Source organism: Polaribacter sp. YIW18, assembly GCF_057219325.1.
This window is the reverse complement of record NZ_JBXVVE010000007.1, coordinates 163,842-182,231: the sequence shown is the minus strand read 5'-3', so window position 1 is coordinate 182,231 and position 18,390 is coordinate 163,842. Positions and strand designations below refer to the sequence as shown.

General features: G+C 32.4%; 15 protein-coding genes and 5 tRNA genes. All 20 read right to left on the bottom strand.

Annotation, left to right across the window (positions count from 1 at the left end):
• Positions 1-171: 171 nt before the first annotated feature.
• Complete coding sequence (locus tag AC2D6T_RS09225; protein WP_484681284.1) at positions 172-483, bottom strand: DUF3467 domain-containing protein; 312 nt, start codon at positions 481-483, stop codon at positions 172-174.
• Between the two features lie 218 nt (positions 484-701).
• The gene (gene rpoC, locus AC2D6T_RS09220; protein ID WP_484681283.1) at positions 702-4,976 is read right to left on the bottom strand and encodes a DNA-directed RNA polymerase subunit beta'; all 4,275 of its coding nucleotides are present in this window, start codon (positions 4,974-4,976) and stop codon (positions 702-704) included.
• A gap of 115 nt (positions 4,977-5,091) precedes the next feature.
• Positions 5,092-8,901, bottom strand: coding sequence for a DNA-directed RNA polymerase subunit beta (gene rpoB / locus AC2D6T_RS09215; RefSeq protein ID WP_438988806.1), 3,810 nt, complete (start codon positions 8,899-8,901; stop codon positions 5,092-5,094).
• Positions 8,902-9,049: 148 nt separating this feature from the next.
• On the bottom strand, positions 9,050-9,427 hold the full coding sequence (gene rplL / locus AC2D6T_RS09210) for a 50S ribosomal protein L7/L12 (RefSeq protein ID WP_298948522.1): 378 nt from the start codon (positions 9,425-9,427) through the stop codon (positions 9,050-9,052).
• Between the two features lie 50 nt (positions 9,428-9,477).
• Positions 9,478-9,996 (bottom strand): 50S ribosomal protein L10, encoded by a 519-nt coding sequence (gene rplJ / locus AC2D6T_RS09205; protein ID WP_298948519.1) that lies wholly within the window; start codon positions 9,994-9,996, stop codon positions 9,478-9,480.
• Positions 9,997-10,015: 19 nt separating this feature from the next.
• A complete protein-coding gene (gene rplA, locus AC2D6T_RS09200; protein ID WP_438988808.1) occupies positions 10,016-10,705 on the bottom strand; it encodes a 50S ribosomal protein L1 in 690 nt (229 codons plus the stop codon).
• Between the two features lie 20 nt (positions 10,706-10,725).
• A complete protein-coding gene (gene rplK, locus AC2D6T_RS09195) occupies positions 10,726-11,163 on the bottom strand; it encodes a 50S ribosomal protein L11 (RefSeq protein WP_015480733.1) in 438 nt (145 codons plus the stop codon).
• Between the two features lie 70 nt (positions 11,164-11,233).
• Positions 11,234-11,782, bottom strand: a complete 549-nt coding sequence (nusG, locus tag AC2D6T_RS09190) for a transcription termination/antitermination protein NusG (RefSeq protein ID WP_298948510.1) — start codon at positions 11,780-11,782, stop codon at positions 11,234-11,236.
• Positions 11,783-11,791: 9 nt separating this feature from the next.
• Complete coding sequence (gene secE / locus AC2D6T_RS09185) at positions 11,792-11,980, bottom strand: preprotein translocase subunit SecE (RefSeq protein WP_138534161.1); 189 nt, start codon at positions 11,978-11,980, stop codon at positions 11,792-11,794.
• A 17-nt stretch (positions 11,981-11,997) separates the two neighbouring features.
• Positions 11,998-12,070 (bottom strand) — tRNA-Trp (locus AC2D6T_RS09180).
• Between the two features lie 77 nt (positions 12,071-12,147).
• Positions 12,148-13,335, bottom strand: a complete 1,188-nt coding sequence (tuf, locus tag AC2D6T_RS09175) for an elongation factor Tu (protein ID WP_438988809.1) — start codon at positions 13,333-13,335, stop codon at positions 12,148-12,150.
• Positions 13,336-13,396: 61 nt separating this feature from the next.
• Positions 13,397-13,469 (bottom strand) — tRNA-Thr (locus AC2D6T_RS09170).
• Positions 13,470-13,538: 69 nt separating this feature from the next.
• Positions 13,539-13,611: transfer RNA gene (locus AC2D6T_RS09165), tRNA-Gly, on the bottom strand.
• 13 nt (positions 13,612-13,624) lie between these two features.
• A tRNA-Tyr gene (locus AC2D6T_RS09160) sits at positions 13,625-13,706 on the bottom strand.
• Positions 13,707-13,760: 54 nt separating this feature from the next.
• A tRNA-Thr gene (locus AC2D6T_RS09155) sits at positions 13,761-13,834 on the bottom strand.
• A gap of 106 nt (positions 13,835-13,940) precedes the next feature.
• Positions 13,941-14,249, bottom strand: coding sequence for a ribosome hibernation-promoting factor, HPF/YfiA family (hpf, locus tag AC2D6T_RS09150; protein WP_438988810.1), 309 nt, complete (start codon positions 14,247-14,249; stop codon positions 13,941-13,943).
• 3 nt (positions 14,250-14,252) lie between these two features.
• Positions 14,253-15,140, bottom strand: a complete 888-nt coding sequence (locus AC2D6T_RS09145; protein WP_438988811.1) for a tyrosine-type recombinase/integrase — start codon at positions 15,138-15,140, stop codon at positions 14,253-14,255.
• Positions 15,141-15,543: 403 nt separating this feature from the next.
• The gene (rpsU, locus tag AC2D6T_RS09140; protein WP_298948443.1) at positions 15,544-15,741 is read right to left on the bottom strand and encodes a 30S ribosomal protein S21; all 198 of its coding nucleotides are present in this window, start codon (positions 15,739-15,741) and stop codon (positions 15,544-15,546) included.
• A 544-nt stretch (positions 15,742-16,285) separates the two neighbouring features.
• Positions 16,286-17,452, bottom strand: coding sequence for an acyl-CoA dehydrogenase family protein (locus AC2D6T_RS09135; RefSeq protein ID WP_484681282.1), 1,167 nt, complete (start codon positions 17,450-17,452; stop codon positions 16,286-16,288).
• A gap of 20 nt (positions 17,453-17,472) precedes the next feature.
• On the bottom strand, positions 17,473-18,390 hold the full coding sequence (locus AC2D6T_RS09130) for a helix-hairpin-helix domain-containing protein (RefSeq protein ID WP_484681281.1): 918 nt from the start codon (positions 18,388-18,390) through the stop codon (positions 17,473-17,475).

Below are 18,390 nucleotides of genomic sequence, written 5' to 3'. Positions count from 1 at the left end.
ACCTTGTTCAATCTCTTGTACTATCTGAAGTTTTAGACTTAAACTGTAATCTTTTTGTGTACGTTTTTTGTAATTTGAATCCATAAATATAATGTTTAGGTGTAACACTATGTTAGGACGTGACATATATAAAAATAAAAAAAGCGAAACTTAAAAGTTTCGCTTTTTTTATTATGCCTTACCTGTAGGTCCAAAATTCATAGGTATTGGTGGTTGTTCATAGTCTTTTATCTCACCATGTGCTTGTTCAAATTTTCTAACATTATCTGCTAAAGCTTTGGTAAGTCTTTTAGCGTGTTGTGGTGTTAAAATAATTCTTGATTTTACTTTTGCTTTAGGTACACCTGGCATTATATTAATAAAATCTACAATAAATTCTGATACAGAATGGTTGATGATTGCTAAGTTAGAATACGTTCCTTCTGCAACCTCTTGATCTAACTCTATATTTAATTGGCCGTCTTTATTTTGATTTTCTTCCATTTATTCTATATTTAAATGTTAATTTGTTTACTTGTGTAATTTTCTCTTGTATTCTTAAAAACGAAATGTCATTACTGCGAAAGCAGGAATCTAAAACTTTCATATTATGGATTCCTGCCTACGCAGGAATGACAAAAAAAAAGTTGAATTGAATAGTGTAATAAAATTACAGTAAACAATTCAACTTTTAAATATTTAAACGTTTACACGTTTTTTTTTTAGAAACTTTGTTCTATCTCATCTTTGGGTCCTACAATAATTTTATCGTAAGATCTCATTCCTGTACCTGCTGGTATTTTCTTACCAACAATTACATTTTCTTTTAAGCCTTCTAAAGTATCTATTTTACCATTTACAGCTGCTTCGTTTAATACTTTTGTAGTTTCTTGGAAAGAAGCTGCAGAAATAAACGATTTGGTTTGTAATGACGCTCTAGTAATACCTTGTAAAACTTGTTCTGCTGTTGCAGGTCTTGCTTCTCTTGCTACTACTAAGTTCTGATCGTTTCTTCTTAATAAAGAATTTTCATCTCTTAATTGACGTGCAGAAATTATTTGACCTGGTTTTAAGTTTTCAGAATCACCCGCATCTTCAACAACTTTCATTCCGTAAATTGCATCATTTTCTTCGATAAAGTCGTTTTTATGAATTAATTGATTCTCTAAGAATAATGTATCTCCAGAATCTATAATTTTAACTTTACGCATCATTTGACGAACTACAACTTCGAAATGTTTGTCATTAATTTTTACACCTTGTAAACGATATACTTCTTGTATTTCATTTACTAAGTACTCTTGTACTGCAGAGGGTCCTTTAATTCTTAAAATATCAGAAGGTGTTGTTGCTCCATCAGATAATGGCATACCCGCTTTAATAAAGTCGTTTTCTTGAACTAAGATTTGGTTAGAAAGTTTTACTAAATACTTGCTAATTTCTCCTGTTTTAGATTCAACGATAATTTCTCTATTACCACGTTTAATTTTTCCGAAAGAAACTACACCATCAATTTCTGAAACTACAGATGGATTAGAAGGGTTACGTGCTTCAAATAATTCTGTTACACGTGGTAAACCTCCTGTAATATCACCTGCTTTACCAGATTTTCTAGGTATTTTTACTAATGTTTTACCACTTTCTACAGTGTCTCCGTCATTGACCATTAAATGTGCACCAACTGGTAAACTGTAAGATCGTAGGGCATTACCATCTTTATCTTCTATAATTAAAGAAGCTATAATTTTCTTATTCTTAGAGTCTGTAATTACTTTTTCTTGGAAACCTGTTTGTTCGTCAATTTCTACAGCATAGTTCATACCTTGCTCTAAATTATCAAACTTCACTTTTCCAGAAAATTCTGAAACAATTACACCGTTAAATGGATCCCATTGTACAATTACATCTCCTTTTTTGATAGATTTTCTGTCTTTATCAAAAATGATAGAACCATAAGGAATAATATTAGTACTTAACGTGATTCCTGTTTTCTTGTCTATAATTTTAATTTCTGCTGTTCTAGAAATTACAATATCAACTTCATTACCTTCGTTATCTTTACCTACAACAGTTCTTAAATCGTCTATAACAACTTTACCTTCAAATTTAGCGGTTAACTTATTATCTTCAGAAATGTTACCTGCAACCCCACCAACGTGGAATGTACGTAATGTTAACTGTGTACCTGGCTCTCCAATAGATTGTGCTGCAATTACACCAACTGCTTCACCAATTTGAACTTTATTAAGTGTAGATAAACTTTGTCCATAACATTTTGCACAAATCCCTTTAGAAGATTCACAACTTAATGGAGATCTTACTTCTACAGTATCTATACCCGATTTATCTACGGCTTCTGCTAATTGAGAAGTAATTCTTTGGTTAGCTTCTAATAAGATTTCGTCTGTAATTGGGTGATAAACATTGTTTAAAGAAACTCTACCTTCTATTCTGTCTGCTAAAGATTCTACAATTTCATCGTTTTTCTTTAAAGGAGCTACTTCTAAACCTCTTAATGTACCACAATCTTCTTCGTTAATTATAACGTCTTGAGATACATCTACCAGTCTACGTGTTAAGTAACCTGCATCTGCGGTTTTTAAAGCGGTATCTGCTAATCCTTTACGAGCACCGTGTGTAGAGATAAAGTATTCTAAGATTGATAAACCTTCTTTAAAGTTAGAAAGAATTGGGTTTTCAATAATTTCTCCACCACCTGCAGTAGATTTTTTAGGCTTTGCCATTAAACCACGCATACCAGTTAACTGACGTATTTGTTCTTTAGAACCCCTTGCACCAGAATCTAGCATCATATATACAGAGTTAAAACCTTGTTGGTCTTCTCTTAAGTTTTTCATAGATAATTCAGTTAATCTATTGTTGGTAGAACCCCAAACATCAATTACCTGATTGTAACGCTCTTTTTGCGTTAACATACCCATGTTATAATTTCCTACAATCATGTCCACCTCTTTGTTGGCTTCATCAATCATAGATTGTTTTTCTGCAGGAATAATAATATCTCCTAATGAGAATGATAAACCGCCTTCAAAGGCAAATTTATATCCCATATTTTTTATTTCATCTAAGAAAGCACCTGTTGTAGGAATATCTGTAGCTTTTAAAATTCCACCAATAATTCCTCTTAAGTTTTTCTTAGTTAATACCTCATTAATATATCCAGCTTCAGCAGGTACTTTTTCATTAAATAAAACTCTACCTACAGTAGTTTCTATAATTTTAGTTACTTGCTCTCCGTTTTCGTCTATATCTTGAGTTCTAACTTTTATACCAGCATTTAGGTCTACTTGTTGCTCGTTAAAAGCAATTGTTACTTCTTCTGGCGAATAGAATGTTAACCCTTCTCCTTTAATAGGAACATCTTTGGTTGACTTTCTTTCTTTAGTCATATAATATAACCCAAGTACCATATCTTGAGAAGGTACAGTTACTGGGGCGCCATTTGCCGGGTTTAAGATATTATGAGAAGCTAACATTAATAATTGTGCTTCTAAAATAGCTTCTGGTCCTAATGGTAAATGAACCGCCATTTGATCTCCATCAAAATCGGCATTAAATGCAGAACATGCTAATGGGTGTAATTGTATTGCTTTTCCTTCAATTAATTTTGGTTGAAAAGCTTGGATACCTAACCTGTGTAAAGTAGGAGCTCTATTTAATAAAACAGGATGTCCTTTAATTACATTTTCTAAAATATCCCAAACAACGGGTTCTTTTCTATCTATAATTTTCTTAGCAGATTTTACAGTTTTAACAATTCCTCTTTCTATTAATTTTCTAATTACGAAAGGTTTGTAAAGTTCTGCTGCCATATCTTTTGGCAATCCACATTCAGACAATTTCATTTCTGGCCCAACTACAATTACAGAACGTGCTGAATAATCTACACGTTTTCCTAATAAGTTTTGACGGAAACGACCTTGTTTACCTTTTAATGAATCTGATAAAGATTTTAATGGTCTGTTAGATTCTGTTTTTACTGCTGATGATTTACGTGTGTTATCAAATAATGAATCTACAGATTCTTGTAACATACGTTTTTCATTACGTAAAATAACTTCTGGAGCTTTTATTTCTACCAATCTTTTTAAACGATTGTTTCTAATAATTACTCTTCTATATAAATCATTTAAATCTGAGGTTGCAAAACGACCACCATCTAAAGGCACTAGAGGGCGTAATTCTGGTGGAATTACCGGTATTGCCTTCATGATCATCCACTCAGGATTGTTTTCTCTATTTTTTTGAGAATCTCTAAATGCTTCTACAACATTTAAACGTTTTAATGCTTCTGTTTTACGTTGTTTAGAAGTTTCTGTATTTGCTTTGTGTCTTAAATCGAAAGATAATTGGTCTAAATCGATTCTAGCCAATAAGTCTATTAAACACTCAGCACCCATTTTAGCAATAAATTTATTTGGGTCTGTGTCTTCTAAATATTGATTTTCTTGTGGTAATTCATCAACAATATCTAAGTATTCTTCTTCTGTTAAGAAATCCATTTTTTGTAATGGTTCTCCTTCTACATTTTTAGCAATACCTGGTTGAATTACAACATAACGTTCGTAATAGATAATCATATCTAACTTTTTAGATGGTAAACCTAAAAGGTATCCCATTTTGTTAGGTAATGATCTAAAGTACCAAATATGAGCTACAGGAACTACCAAGTTGATGTGCCCTACTCTATCTCTACGTACTTTCTTTTCGGTAACTTCTACCCCACATCTATCACAAACAATCCCTTTATAACGAATTCTTTTGTATTTTCCACAAGCACACTCATAATCCTTTACAGGACCAAAAATACGCTCACAAAACAAACCATCTCTTTCTGGCTTGTGTGTACGGTAATTTATAGTTTCTGGTTTTAAAACTTCACCTTTAGAAACTTCTAATATTGCTTCTGGTGATGATAAACCAATTGAGATTTTATTAAACTTTTTTACAGTGTACTTTTCTTGTTTTCTTGCCATGTTCTTTTATATAGTTTTTGGTTTTTAGTTGTTAGTTTTTAGTTGTGACTCTCAAAATTCTAATTAAAGGATTGAAACCAATAACTAAGCACTAACAACTACCAACTATTAAAAATTATTCTTCTAATCTAACGTCTAATCCTAAACCTTTCAATTCGTGCATTAATACGTTAAATGATTCTGGTAAACCTGGTTCTGGCATAGCTTCACCTTTCACAATACTTTCGTATGTTTTAGCTCTACCCATAACATCATCAGACTTAACAGTCAAGATTTCTCTTAAGATACTCGATGCTCCATAAGCTTCAAGTGCCCAAACTTCCATCTCTCCAAAACGCTGACCCCCAAATTGTGCTTTACCACCTAATGGTTGTTGTGTAATTAATGAGTAAGGACCAATAGAACGCGCGTGCATTTTATCTTCAATCATGTGTCCTAATTTAATCATATAAATTACCCCAACTGTTGCTGGTTGATCAAAACGTTTTCCTGTTCCTCCATCATATAAATAAGTGTGTCCAAATCTTGGTACACCTGCATCATCTGTATATTTATTGATTTCGTCTAAAGACGCTCCATCAAAAATAGGTGTTGCATATTTTTTGTCTAATTTTTGACCTGCCCAACCTAGAACAGTTTCGTAAATTTGACCAATATTCATACGAGATGGTACCCCTAATGGGTTAAGAACTATGTCTACTGGAGTTCCGTCTTCTAAGAAAGGCATATCTTCTGCTCTTACAATACGTGCAACAATACCTTTGTTTCCATGACGACCTGCCATTTTATCTCCTACTTTTAATTTACGTTTTTTAGCAATGTAAATTTTAGCAAGTTTTAAAATTCCGGCTGGTAATTCATCTCCTACAGAGATTGTAAATTTTTGACGACGTAAAGAACCCTGTAAATCGTTTACTTTAATCTTATAATTATGAACTAACTCACCAACTAATTTATTTAAGTCGCTATCTGTTGTCCAAGAACCTGTTAAGTGAACATAATCGTCTACAGAATTTAACATTTTTAGGGTGTATTTTTTACCTTTTGGTAAAACTTCTTCACCTAAATCGTTAAATACACCTTGCGATGTTTTTCCGCTAATTAGTGCAAATAACTTTTCTATTAATTGATCTTTTAAAGTTTCGAATTTAGAAACGAAAGATTGCTCTAAAGTTGCTAATGCTTCTTTATCTCTTAATCTTTTGTTTTTATCTTTTACCGCTCTTTTAAATAATTTTTTATCGATTACTACCCCTCTTAATGATGGCGAAGCTTTTAATGATGCGTCTTTTACATCACCTGCTTTATCACCAAAAATAGCGCGTAATAATTTTTCTTCTGGAGTTGGATCAGATTCTCCTTTTGGGGTAATTTTTCCAATTAAGATATCACCAGGATTTACTTCTGCTCCAATTCTTATCATTCCATTTTCATCTAAGTCTTTGGTTGCTTCTTCAGAAACGTTAGGAATATCATTAGTTAACTCTTCTGTTCCTAATTTTGTATCTCTAACATCTAAAGAATACTCATCAATATGAATAGATGTAAATATATCTTCGCGAACTACTTTTTCTGAAATTACAATTGCATCCTCAAAGTTATACCCTTTCCAAGGCATAAAGGCTACTTTCATATTTCTACCTAAAGCTAATTCTCCTTTTTGTGTTGCATAACCTTCACAAAGTACTTGACCTTCTGTAACTCTGTCTCCTTTTTCTACAATTGGTTTCAGGTTAATAGAAGTACCTTGGTTGGTTTTTCTAAACTTAATTAAGTCGTAAGAAACTTGATCAGAATCAAAACTTACCATTTTTTCTTCTTCTGTTCTATCGTACTTAATGGTTATTTTATTTGCATCTACATATTCTACTACACCTTCTCCTTCTGCATTTATTAAAATACGAGAATCTTTTGCAACTCTTCTTTCTAAACCAGTTCCTACAATAGGAGATTCTGGGCGTAATAATGGTACTGCTTGACGCATCATGTTAGATCCCATTAATGCACGGTTTGCATCATCATGCTCTAAAAATGGTATTAAAGATGCAGATATAGAGGCAATTTGATTTGGAGCCACATCCATATAATTAATCTCTTCAGGATTAACAACAGGGAAATCTCCTTCTTCACGAGCAATAACTCTATCTAAAACAATAGCGCCATCTTCTTTAAGTTCTAAATTAGATTGGGCAATTTTCATACCTTCTTCTTCTTCTGCACTTAAATAAATAGGCTCTTTACCAGCTACAACACCGTTTTCTACTTTTCTGTAAGGAGTTTCTATAAACCCTAAATTATTTACCTTAGCAAATACTGATAGAGAAGAAATTAAACCAATGTTTGGTCCCTCTGGGGTTTCAATCGGACATAAACGACCATAGTGTGTATAGTGTACGTCACGCACCTCAAAACCTGCTCTTTCTCTAGATAAACCACCTGGTCCAAGTGCAGATAATCTACGCTTGTGAGTAATCTCTGCTAATGGATTGGTTTGGTCCATAAATTGAGATAATTGGTTGGTACCAAAGAATGAGTTAATTACAGATGATAATGTTTTTGCATTAATTAAATCGATTGGTGTAAACACTTCGTTATCACGTACATTCATACGCTCACGTATTGTTCTAGCCATACGTGCTAAACCAACACCAAACTGACCGGCTAATTGCTCTCCTACAGTTCTTACACGTCTGTTAGATAAGTGATCAATATCATCTACCTCTGCTTTAGAGTTGATCAATTGTATTAAAAACTTGATAATTGTAATAATATCTAGTTTTGTTAATACTTTTTGATCCATATCAACATCTAACTGAAGTTTTGTGTTCATTCTAAAACGACCAACTTCACCTAAATTATAACGTTGTTCAGAGAAGAATAACTTATCTATAATACCTCTTGCAGTTTCCTCATCTGGCGGTTCTGCATTACGTAATTGTCTATAGATATGTTCTACAGCTTCTTTTTCTGAGTTTGTAGGATCTTTTTGTAATGTGTTATGAATAATTGCATAATCTGCCATTTGATTATCTTCTTTATGAAGTAATACTGTTTTGGCACCTGCATCAATTATTTCATCAATATGGTCTTTTTCTAAGATTGTATCACGATCAAAAACAATTTCGTTTCTTTCGATTGATACAACTTCTCCTGTATCTTCATCTACGAAATCTTCATGCCAAGTTTTTAAAACTCTAGCCGCAAGTTTTCTACCTAATACTTTTTTTAATCCAGCTTTAGAAACTTTTACTTCTTCTGCAAGATCAAAAATTTCTAATATATCTTTATCTCTCTCGAACCCAATGGCTCTAAATAATGTTGTTACTGGTAATTTTTTCTTTCTATCAATATAAGCATACATTACTTGATTGATATCGGTAGCGAATTCTATCCAAGATCCTTTAAAAGGAATAACTCTTGCAGAATATAATTTTGTACCGTTTGCATGGAAAGATTGCCCAAAGAATACACCAGGAGATCTGTGTAATTGAGAAACCACCACACGCTCTGCACCATTAATTACAAAGGTACCAGAGTTTGTCATGTAAGGAATTGTACCAAGATATACGTCTTGTACAATAGTTTCGAAATCTTCGTGTTCTGGATCTGTACAGTATAATTTTAAACGTGCCTTTAGAGGAACACTGTGTGTAAGACCTCTTTCTATACATTCTTGTATAGAGTATCTTGGTGGGTCTACAAAGTAGTCTAAAAATTCTAATACGAATTGATTTCTTGTATCTGTAATTGGAAAGTTATCCATAAAGGTTTTGTACAAACCTTCTTCACCTCTTTCTTCTGCCTTTGTTTGAAGTTGGAAAAAATCTTGAAAAGATTTTACCTGAATATCCAAAAAGTCTGGATATTCTTTTATCATTTGAGAAGTTGCGAAGTTGATTCTTTCAGTAGTGTTTTTCGTTGCCAAAAGAGAATATTTTTTTGATTAAAATCTGAATTAAAATAAAGAACGAATATATACACAAAATGGTTTAGGCCTAAAAACTGTTATTTTTAGTACCTAAACCTAAATTTGTTTTCCCGTTTTTCGATAATTCGAAATCGGGAGTAATAGCTTACTTAAGCTCTACCTCAGCTCCTGCTTCTTCTAAAGATGCTTTTAAACCTTCAGCTTCGTCTTTAGAAACACCTTCTTTAACTGCAGCTGGTGCGCTATCTACGATACCTTTAGCTTCTTTTAATCCTAAACCAGTTAATTCTTTAACTAATTTTACAACTGCAAGTTTAGAACCACCTGCTGCTTTTAAGATTACATCAAATTCTGTTTGCTCATCTGCACCACCGTCAGCACCACCTGCTGCTGGTCCTGCTACTGCTACTGCTGCTGCTGCAGGCTCAATACCATACTCATCTTTTAAGATAGTAGCTAATTCGTTAACTTCTTTTACTGTTAAGTTAACTAATTGTTCTGCGAAATCTTTTAAATCTGCCATTTTAATTGTTTTTAAAAATTTTGTTTATTTTAGTTTATTTGTGCGCGTAATTATTTTTCAGATAAAGTTTTAATAATACCTGAAAGTGTTTGTCCACCTGATTGTAATGCTGAAACAACATTTTTAGCAGGAGACTGTAATAATCCAATGATTTCTCCAATAAGTTCTTCTCTAGATTTAATATCTACTAAAGCATCTAATTGTTCATCTCCAATATAAATAGACTCTTCTGCAAAAGCCCCTTTTAATAATGGTCTATCTTTAGATTTTTTTCTAAATTCTTTGATTAATTTTGCAGGAGCATTTGCTGCTTCTGAAATCATCATAGAAGTGTTTCCTTTTAATACTGTTGGTAAGTCTCCAAAATCTTTGTCTGAAGCTTCCATTGCTTTTGCAAGTAAAGTATTTTTTACAACTGATAGCTGAATACCTGCTTTAAAACAAGCTCTACGTAAATTAGAGGTAGTTCCTGCATCTAAACCAGAAATATCTGCTAAATATAAAGTATTAGTATCTGCTAATGTTGCTGTTAAATCTTGTATTACTTGTGATTTCTCTTCTCTAGTCATAATTATAAGTTTTAACGTATTAAACAGATTTAAACTCAACAGCTACACTAGGACTCATTGTACTAGACATAAATACACTTTTTACATATGTACCCTTTGCAGTTGTAGGTTTCAATTTCATAATTGTTTGTAATAATTCATTTGCATTTTCTTCAATTTTCTTTGCATCAAAAGATACTTTTCCAATTGCCGCATGAACAATACCTGTTTTATCAACTTTAAAGTCGATTTTACCAGCTTTTACATCTTGAACAGCTTTTGCAACATCCATTGTTACAGTACCTGTTTTTGGGTTAGGCATTAAACCTCTAGGACCTAAAACTCTACCTAAAGGACCTAATTTACCCATAACACTAGGCATTGTTATAATAACGTCTACATCTGTCCATCCTCCTTTAATTTTTTGAAGGTATTCATCTAATCCCACATAATCTGCGCCAGCTGCTGTAGCTTCTGCTTCTTTATCTGGAGTTACCAATGCTAAAACTTTTACATCTTTACCAGTTCCGTGAGGTAATGTTACTACACCTCTAACCATTTGATTAGCTTTACGTGGATCTACTCCTAAACGTATTGCCAAATCTACAGATGCATCAAACTTTACATTAGTAATGTTTTTGACTAGCGCTGAAGCAGCAGCTAAATCATAAGATTTAGAGCTATCTAACTTTGCGTAAGCTTCTTTTTGCTTTTTTGTTAATTTTGCCATTTTACTACTTTTTATAAAGTTTATGCTGGTGCATTACCTTTTACTGTTAATCCCATAGAACGTGCTGTACCTGCAATCATTTTCATAGCTGAAGTAACTTCAAAGGCATTTAAATCTACCATTTTGTCTTCTGCGATTACTTTAATTTGATCCCAAGTAACAGATGCTACTTTTTTTCTGTTTGGTTCTCCTGAACCTTTTTTAATTTTGGCCGCTTCTAGTAACTGAACTGCTGCAGGAGGAGTTTTTACAACAAAATCAAACGATTTGTCTTTGAAAACAGTAATAACAACAGGTAAAACTTTACCTTGTTTGTCTTGCGTTCTTGCATTAAACTGTTTACAGAACTCCATAATGTTAACACCAGCAGCACCTAAAGCGGGTCCAACCGGCGGCGATGGATTCGCTGCGCCTCCCCTTACTTGTAACTTAACTACTTTACTAACTTCTTTTGCCATTTTAAAAATGTTTAATGATTTATTTTAAGTTGGAAGCCAAAAAATAAATCGATATATATTTGTGTAACAATTATATCTTTTCTACTTGCATATAGCTTAATTCTAATGGTGTTTTTCTTCCGAATATTTTCACCATTACCTCAAGCTTACGCTTTTCTTCATTTACTTTTTCTATAGTTCCGTCAAATCCGTTAAATGGACCATCTACAACTTTTACTGTTTCTCCAACGTTAAATGGAATTGCAATATTTTCATCTTGCACAGAAAGTTCATCAACTTTACCTAGCATTCTATTCACTTCTGATTTTCTCATTGGAACAGGTTCACCACCTTTGGTTTCACCTAAAAAACCAATAACACCAGTTATTGCTTTTATAACGTGAGGTACTTCTCCTGAAAGATTAGCCTCTACCATTATGTACCCTGGAAAATAAACTCTTTCTCTGTTTACTTTTTTACCATTTCTAATTTGTACAACTTTTTCTGTTGGTACAATTACTTGGTTTACGTAATCTGATAAACCTACTCTAGAAATTTCTGTTTCTATGTAAGCTTTCACTTTATTTTCTTGTCCTCCAATGGCTCTAACAACATACCATTTCATCACTGAATCAGCCATAATTTATTATTAAAATAATTTGAAAAAGTTATCTAACCCAGTTTGAAAAACATAATCTATACCTGCTACAGCTAATGCAAATAATATTGTAAAAACAGCTACAGTTACAGTAGTTTTTTGAGCTTCTTCTTTTGAGATCCAAGTCATGTGATTATTTAACTCTTCAAAAGAATCTTTGATATATTGTATAAAGTTCATCTTACTTTTATATTTTGCACGGATTGAGAGACTCGAACTCCCGACACCTGGTTTTGGAGACCAGTGCTCTACCAACTGAGCTAAACCCGTTTATTATTTCATTTATAAAGGCATCCCGAAAAAATCGGGACACCCTTTTAAATTATAATTAGTAAATTAAGTTACTCTTAATCTAATAATTCAGTTACTTGACCAGCTCCTACAGTTCTACCACCTTCACGGATAGCGAAACGTAAACCTACATTTAATGCAATCGGCTGTATTAAGTCTACTGTTATTGTTAAGTTATCACCTGGCATTACCATTTCAACTCCATCAGGTAAGTTAATAGTACCTGTTACATCTGTAGTTCTTACATAGAACTGTGGACGGTAGTTATTATGGAATGGCGTATGACGACCACCTTCTTCTTTCTTTAAAACATAAACCTCTGCTTTGAATTTAGCGTGTGGAGTTACAGAACCTGGCTTACAGATTACCATTCCTCTTTTGATTTGTGTTTTTTCTATACCTCTTAACAAGATACCTGCGTTATCTCCTGCCTCACCTCTATCTAGGATTTGACGGAACATTTCGATACCTGTAATTGTAGAAGTTAATTTTTCTGCACCCATACCAATAATCTCAACTGGATCACCTGTGTTTGCAATACCTGTTTCGATACGACCTGTAGCTACAGTTCCACGACCAGTAATAGAGAATACATCTTCAATTGGCATCAAGAAATCTTTATCAACTTCTCTTGTTGGCTCTTCAATCCAAGCATCACAAGATTCCATTAATTCTAAAACAGTATCAACCCATTTTTGCTCACCATTTAAAGCTCCTAAAGCAGAACCAGAAACAACAGGACCATTATCTCCATCATAATCATAGAAAGATAATAATTCTCTAACCTCCATATCTACTAATTCTAAAAGCTCCTCATCGTCTACCATATCAACTTTGTTTAAGAAAACAACGATACGTGGAATACCTACCTGACGACCTAATAAAATATGCTCTCTAGTTTGTGGCATAGGACCATCTGTAGCCGCAACTACTAATATAGCACCATCCATTTGAGCAGCACCTGTTACCATGTTCTTTACATAATCCGCGTGACCTGGACAGTCTACGTGAGCATAGTGACGGTTAGCTGTTTGATATTCTACGTGAGAAGTGTTAATTGTAATACCTCTTTCTTTTTCTTCTGGAGCATTATCAATCTGATCAAAAGATCTAGCTTCAGAGAAACCTGCATCAGCTAATACTTTAGTAATAGCCGCAGTTAAAGTAGTTTTACCGTGATCTACGTGTCCGATAGTACCAATGTTTAAGTGTGGTTTCGAACGGTCAAAAGTTCCTTTTGCCATAATTATTAATTTTAATTCTTAGTTTAAATATATTTAGTGTCTAATAATACTTTTTAAAGTGAGCCAATGATGGGATTTGAACCCATGACCTCATCCCTACCAAGGATGCGCTCTACCAACTGAGCTACATCGGCAATTAATTTACTACTGCCGATTTAGATTTACGATTTGTATTTCTTGTTTCGTAACTCGTAAATTATTTGAGCGAAAGACCGGGTTCGAACCGGCGACATTCAGCTTGGAAGGCTGACGCTCTACCAACTGAGCTACTTTCGCAATATGTAAATTGTGGGGAGAGCAGGATTCGAACCTGCGAAGACATAGTCAACGGAGTTACAGTCCGTCCTCGTTGGCCGCTTGAGTATCTCCCCTTTCATTTACTATTTCAATGAACTAAATTGCATTTGCAATTTATTTTACTTTAGAGCCGATGGAGGGACTCGAACCCACGACCTGCTGATTACAAATCAGCTGCTCTAGCCAGCTGAGCTACATCGGCTGTTTTAACAAAAAAACAATCCGCTATTTCTAACGGACTGCAAATGTATAAAGTTTTTTTATATTCTAAAACTTTTTATAATTTTTTTTTACTTTTTTTTATCATTTTATGATATTAATGAATCTCTTTGTTTTTCTTTGGATCTTTTGAGCTGTCTTTTAAGGTTTTCTACAGCTAAATTAATACCTTCTTCAAAAGTCTTTGTTTCTCTTTTTATGATTAATTCTTTACCTGGAATATTTATTTTAACTTCTGTAATTTTATTTTCTTTATCGCTTGTATTTTGAACTTTTAAAAAAACTTCTGCATCTACAATTTTGTCGTGAAATTTTGATAAGGCTGAAACTTTTGTTTTTACAAACTCAATTAACTTGTGATCTGCATTAAAATTTACGGATTGGGAGAATACTTTCATACGTTATCTTTTTTTTACGCTCTTTGGATGAGCTTGGTTATACACTTTTTTTATTGCATCAAGACTATTGTGCGTATAGACTTGTGTTGAGGCTAAGGACGAATGCCCTAGTAGTTCTTTTACAGAATTTAAATCTGCACCTTCGTTTAAAAGGTGGGTTGCAAAAGAGTGTCTTAATATATGAGGACTCTTTTTTACCTTTTCTGAGACTCTACTAAAATAAGAATTTATAATTCTATAAACAAGTGTTTCGTATATTTTATTTCCTTTTGATGTTATAAATAGGTATTCTGATTTTACTGAAATTTTATTTTTTTCTTCTTGATAACTCTTTAATAGTTGAATTACTGAAGCTAACAAAGGCACATACCTTTCTTTATTTCTTTTTCCTAGAACTTTTATTGTTTTGTCTATAAGGTTTATATCTCTTTCTTTTAAGTTAATGAGTTCTATTCTTCTAATTCCTGTAGAGTATAAAAGTTCTATTAAAAGTTTATTTCTTAAGCTTGTAAAATTGTCTTCTTCTGTAAAACTATTTATAGCATTATTTACTTCTTTTACTGTAAATGGTACTTGTACTTTTTTGGGTGTTTTTAAGGATTTATGTTTTGCTAATGGATTTTTTTCTATATGTGCTGTTTTTTGAAGAAATTTATAGAATGATTTTAGCGAACTAATTTTTCTATTTATGCTTCTATTAGTTATTTTTTGATTTACCAAAGCAACTATCCAAGTTCTAATTTGTGGATAATGCACCTCTGCTAAATCTTCTACCTTATACTCTGTTTCTATAAAATCTTTAAACGCTAGTAAATCGTTTTTATAGGCTGTTATAGTATGTGTAGCATATTTTTTTTCTAAAGACAAATATTCTAAGAAAGACTGTATCACAGTATTTGTTGTTGTTTGTGTAAAGCTACAAAATTTTGTATATAAAAAAATCCCTAGAAATAAATTCTACGGATTATTATTTTAAGCTAAAACTCTGATGTAAAACCGGGATTAGTTCAACTTACAATTTTGAATACGACCTTTGGTCTTTTTAAATTAGACACAAGAAAAAACCTCATACAAATTTTGTATGAGGTTTATATTTATAGATCCCGATGTAAAATCGGGATTAGTTCAACTTACAATTTTGAATGCGACCTTTGGTCTTTTCAAAATAAATGCAAAAAAAAATCTCATACATGTTGTGCATGAGATTTATTTGTATAAATCCCGATGTAAAATCGGGATTAGTTCAACTTACAATTTTGAATGCGACCTTTGGTCTTTTCAAAATTGAGTTTCACTAACCTACTTCTTCTTGTGTTCTTAATCTTTGAACGTAAGATGCTTTGATTCTTTGAGCTCTTTTAGCTACAGACGGCTTTGTAAAGTTTTTTCTGTTACGTAAGTTTTTCATTGTTTTTGTTCTGTCAAACTTTCTTTTGTAACGCTTTAACGCTCTATCTATATTCTCTCCATCTTTTACTGGTATAATTAACATAAGTTGGCACCTCCCTTCATAAGTATCTTTATATTTTTATAGTAATTAAACTATTTGTTTTTATTTTTTGGACTGCAAATGTAGTTATTAATTATGAATTACAATTTTTTTATTGATTTTATTTTAAAAACGTTACGCGTTAGGGATTGAAGTGGCATCCTTTTTTTTTATAAAATATAAAAGTTGCAATTCACATGACAATAAGCTTTTTAATAAAAAAATACTAAAATAAGTTCAAATTAAAAAAAAGATATAACGTAAAGCCCGACCTTTAGGGAACGCCCAAATAATTAGTTGTTAGTTGTTACTTTTTAGTTTTTAGTTTTTAGTTTTTAGTTTTTAGTTTTTAGTTTTTAGGAAGATGAAAATTACCTCACTAACATGAACTTTTTACACTAAATTACCATTTTTGCGATAACATAAGAATTATTTTCGCAAAAAGGCTAATTATAAAAACTAGGTTGCTGGCTTATACTCTTTACCATCAATTACCATTTTTGCGATAACGTAAGAATTATTTTCGCAAAAAGGCTAATTATGAAAACTACGTTGCTGGCTTATACTCTTTACCATCAATTACCATTTTTGCGATAATTTCTTTTAAAATTTCAGAAGTACCTCCTCCTATTGGGCCTAACCTACTATCTCTTAACAAACGAGCCATTGGATATTCTTCCATATAACCATAACCACCTAATAACTGTAAGGCATCGTAAATAACTTCGTCTGCCATTTTTGTTGATAATAGCTTAGACATACTTGCTTCTTTTACAACATAGTTACCTTGGTCTAATCTTTTTGCTATAGAGTAGTTGTACTCTCTACACATATCTACTCTACTTGCCATTTCTGCAATTTTGTGCCTAAGTGCTTGAAATTTATCTAAAGACTTACCAAACGCAACTCTTTCTTGCATGTATTTAATAACGTAATCTACTGCAAACTCTGCTCTTGCATGTGCATTTACTCCCATTAAAAGCCTTTCTAAGGCAAAATGTTGCATAATATATGGAAAGCCTTTCCCTTCTTCGCCTAATAAATTTTCTTGGGGAATTTCTACGTTATCGAAAGCAATTTCTCCGGTGTCTGATGCACGCCAACCTAATTTGTCTAGTTTGGTTGCAGATACACCTTTCGTATTTCTATCTACCACAAAAATACTAATCCCTTTATATTTTTCTGATGGGTCTGTTTTTGCAGCTACAATTAAATAGTCTGAATAAACACCATTTGTAATAAATGTTTTAGAGCCATTTAAAATATATTTATCTCCTTTTTTTATAGCTGTAGAACGCATGCCTGCAACGTCTGAACCACCAAATGGTTCTGTTACACATAAACAACCGATTTTATCACCCTCTACACTTGGTACTAAATATTTTTGTTTTATTGCTTCGCTTGCTTCTTTGTTTAAGTGCGTCATTGCTAAATACTCATGAGCCCACATTGCTGCAGCAAAACCCCCTGAATTTATTTTTTGCATTTCTTCTAAAAAAACAACTGTGTAAAAAAGGTCTAGATTTAAACCACCATATTCTTCTGGAGTAGATAAACCAAAGTAGCCCATTTCTCCAAATTTTTTCCAAATGAAACGTTCTATACTTCCGGTTTTCTCCCATTTTTCTACATAAGGAACTACTTCTTTTTGTAAAAAATCTTTGAAACTTGCACGAAAAGCTTCATGCTCTTCTGTAAAATACATACTTTTCATTCAGTGCTTTTTTTAGTTGTTTATTCAGCCACCAAATATAAGACTATTCTGTCATATTTATCTACAGGAAAACCCTTGATATTTATTAATTCTTTTATATCTTGAAGTTCAGCAACTTGATCTCTGTAATCTAAAATCTTTTTACAAAGCTCGTAATCTATATATGGATTTTTTAATAATTGCCTGAATGTTACTATGTTTACGTTCTCTTTTTTTATGATTGGCTTTTCTATAATTTTAAAAGTTTTTAATACCTTTTCTGCCACTTCTTTTTTTAAACCCCACACTTCAAAGAGTTGACTGTTCAAAGAAAATCCTTGTAATTTAGAACGATACTTAATAATTCTTTCTGACAACTTCTCTCCTACACCATATATAGTTTTAAAATCTTCTTGTGAAGCCTTATTAATATCTGCTGATGTTATTATATGTTTAGGGGTATTGTGGTATGAATTTCCTCTATATTTTTTTGTTTTACTAGTAATTGTATTTATACCGCTCTGTAGATTTTTATTTCTTTCCACTACCCAATCTGGAAATTTAAAATATGGAGCAATTTTATTTAGTAAGGTGTCTGAGACTTTGGTTACTTTTTGAAATTCTTCTTTTGAATTTATAAACTTATTCGTTTTCCTGAAAGTTAACAAACGATCTATCTCTTTTAAAGACATTCCTAATTGTTCTCCTTTATAGTCTGTTATGTAATTGGGGTTGAAAGGATATCTTTTAGGTTTTCTATGCTCTAGTTCAATTCTTTTTAAACTATCAATTTGGTTTCGAAATGCTACTACTTCTGGAGAGTTCATATCAATTTTTCCTTCAGAAGAAAAGTCTGTAAAGAAAATAATTGCTTGAAAAATCAAAATAATTATTACTAAAAGAAAAATCCCATTTCTTTGGCTTTTGTTATACCAGAAATGGGATTTTAATAATTTCAT

What these genes read in the sequence shown, in the direction of transcription:
- rpoC (WP_484681283.1), bottom strand. Translation starts at nt 4,976, where the DNA reads ATGGCAAGAAAACAAGAAAAGTACACTGTAAAAAAGTTTAATAAAATC.
- rplJ (WP_298948519.1), bottom strand. Translation starts at nt 9,996, where the DNA reads ATGACTAGAGAAGAGAAATCACAAGTAATACAAGATTTAACAGCAACA.
- tuf (WP_438988809.1), bottom strand. Translation starts at nt 13,335, where the DNA reads ATGGCAAAAGGAACTTTTGACCGTTCGAAACCACACTTAAACATTGGT.
- secE (WP_138534161.1), bottom strand. Translation starts at nt 11,980, where the DNA reads ATGAACTTTATACAATATATCAAAGATTCTTTTGAAGAGTTAAATAAT.
- rplL (WP_298948522.1), bottom strand. Translation starts at nt 9,427, where the DNA reads ATGGCAGATTTAAAAGATTTCGCAGAACAATTAGTTAACTTAACAGTA.
- AC2D6T_RS09225 (WP_484681284.1), bottom strand. Translation starts at nt 483, where the DNA reads ATGGAAGAAAATCAAAATAAAGACGGCCAATTAAATATAGAGTTAGAT.
- AC2D6T_RS09130 (WP_484681281.1), bottom strand. Translation starts at nt 18,390, where the DNA reads ATGAAATTATTAAAATCCCATTTCTGGTATAACAAAAGCCAAAGAAAT.
- nusG (WP_298948510.1), bottom strand. Translation starts at nt 11,782, where the DNA reads ATGGCTGATTCAGTGATGAAATGGTATGTTGTTAGAGCCATTGGAGGA.
- hpf (WP_438988810.1), bottom strand. Translation starts at nt 14,249, where the DNA reads ATGAAAGTATTCTCCCAATCCGTAAATTTTAATGCAGATCACAAGTTA.
- rplK (WP_015480733.1), bottom strand. Translation starts at nt 11,163, where the DNA reads ATGGCAAAAGAAGTTAGTAAAGTAGTTAAGTTACAAGTAAGGGGAGGC.
- AC2D6T_RS09135 (WP_484681282.1), bottom strand. Translation starts at nt 17,452, where the DNA reads ATGAAAAGTATGTATTTTACAGAAGAGCATGAAGCTTTTCGTGCAAGT.
- rpsU (WP_298948443.1), bottom strand. Translation starts at nt 15,741, where the DNA reads ATGTTAATTATACCAGTAAAAGATGGAGAGAATATAGATAGAGCGTTA.
- rplA (WP_438988808.1), bottom strand. Translation starts at nt 10,705, where the DNA reads ATGGCAAAATTAACAAAAAAGCAAAAAGAAGCTTACGCAAAGTTAGAT.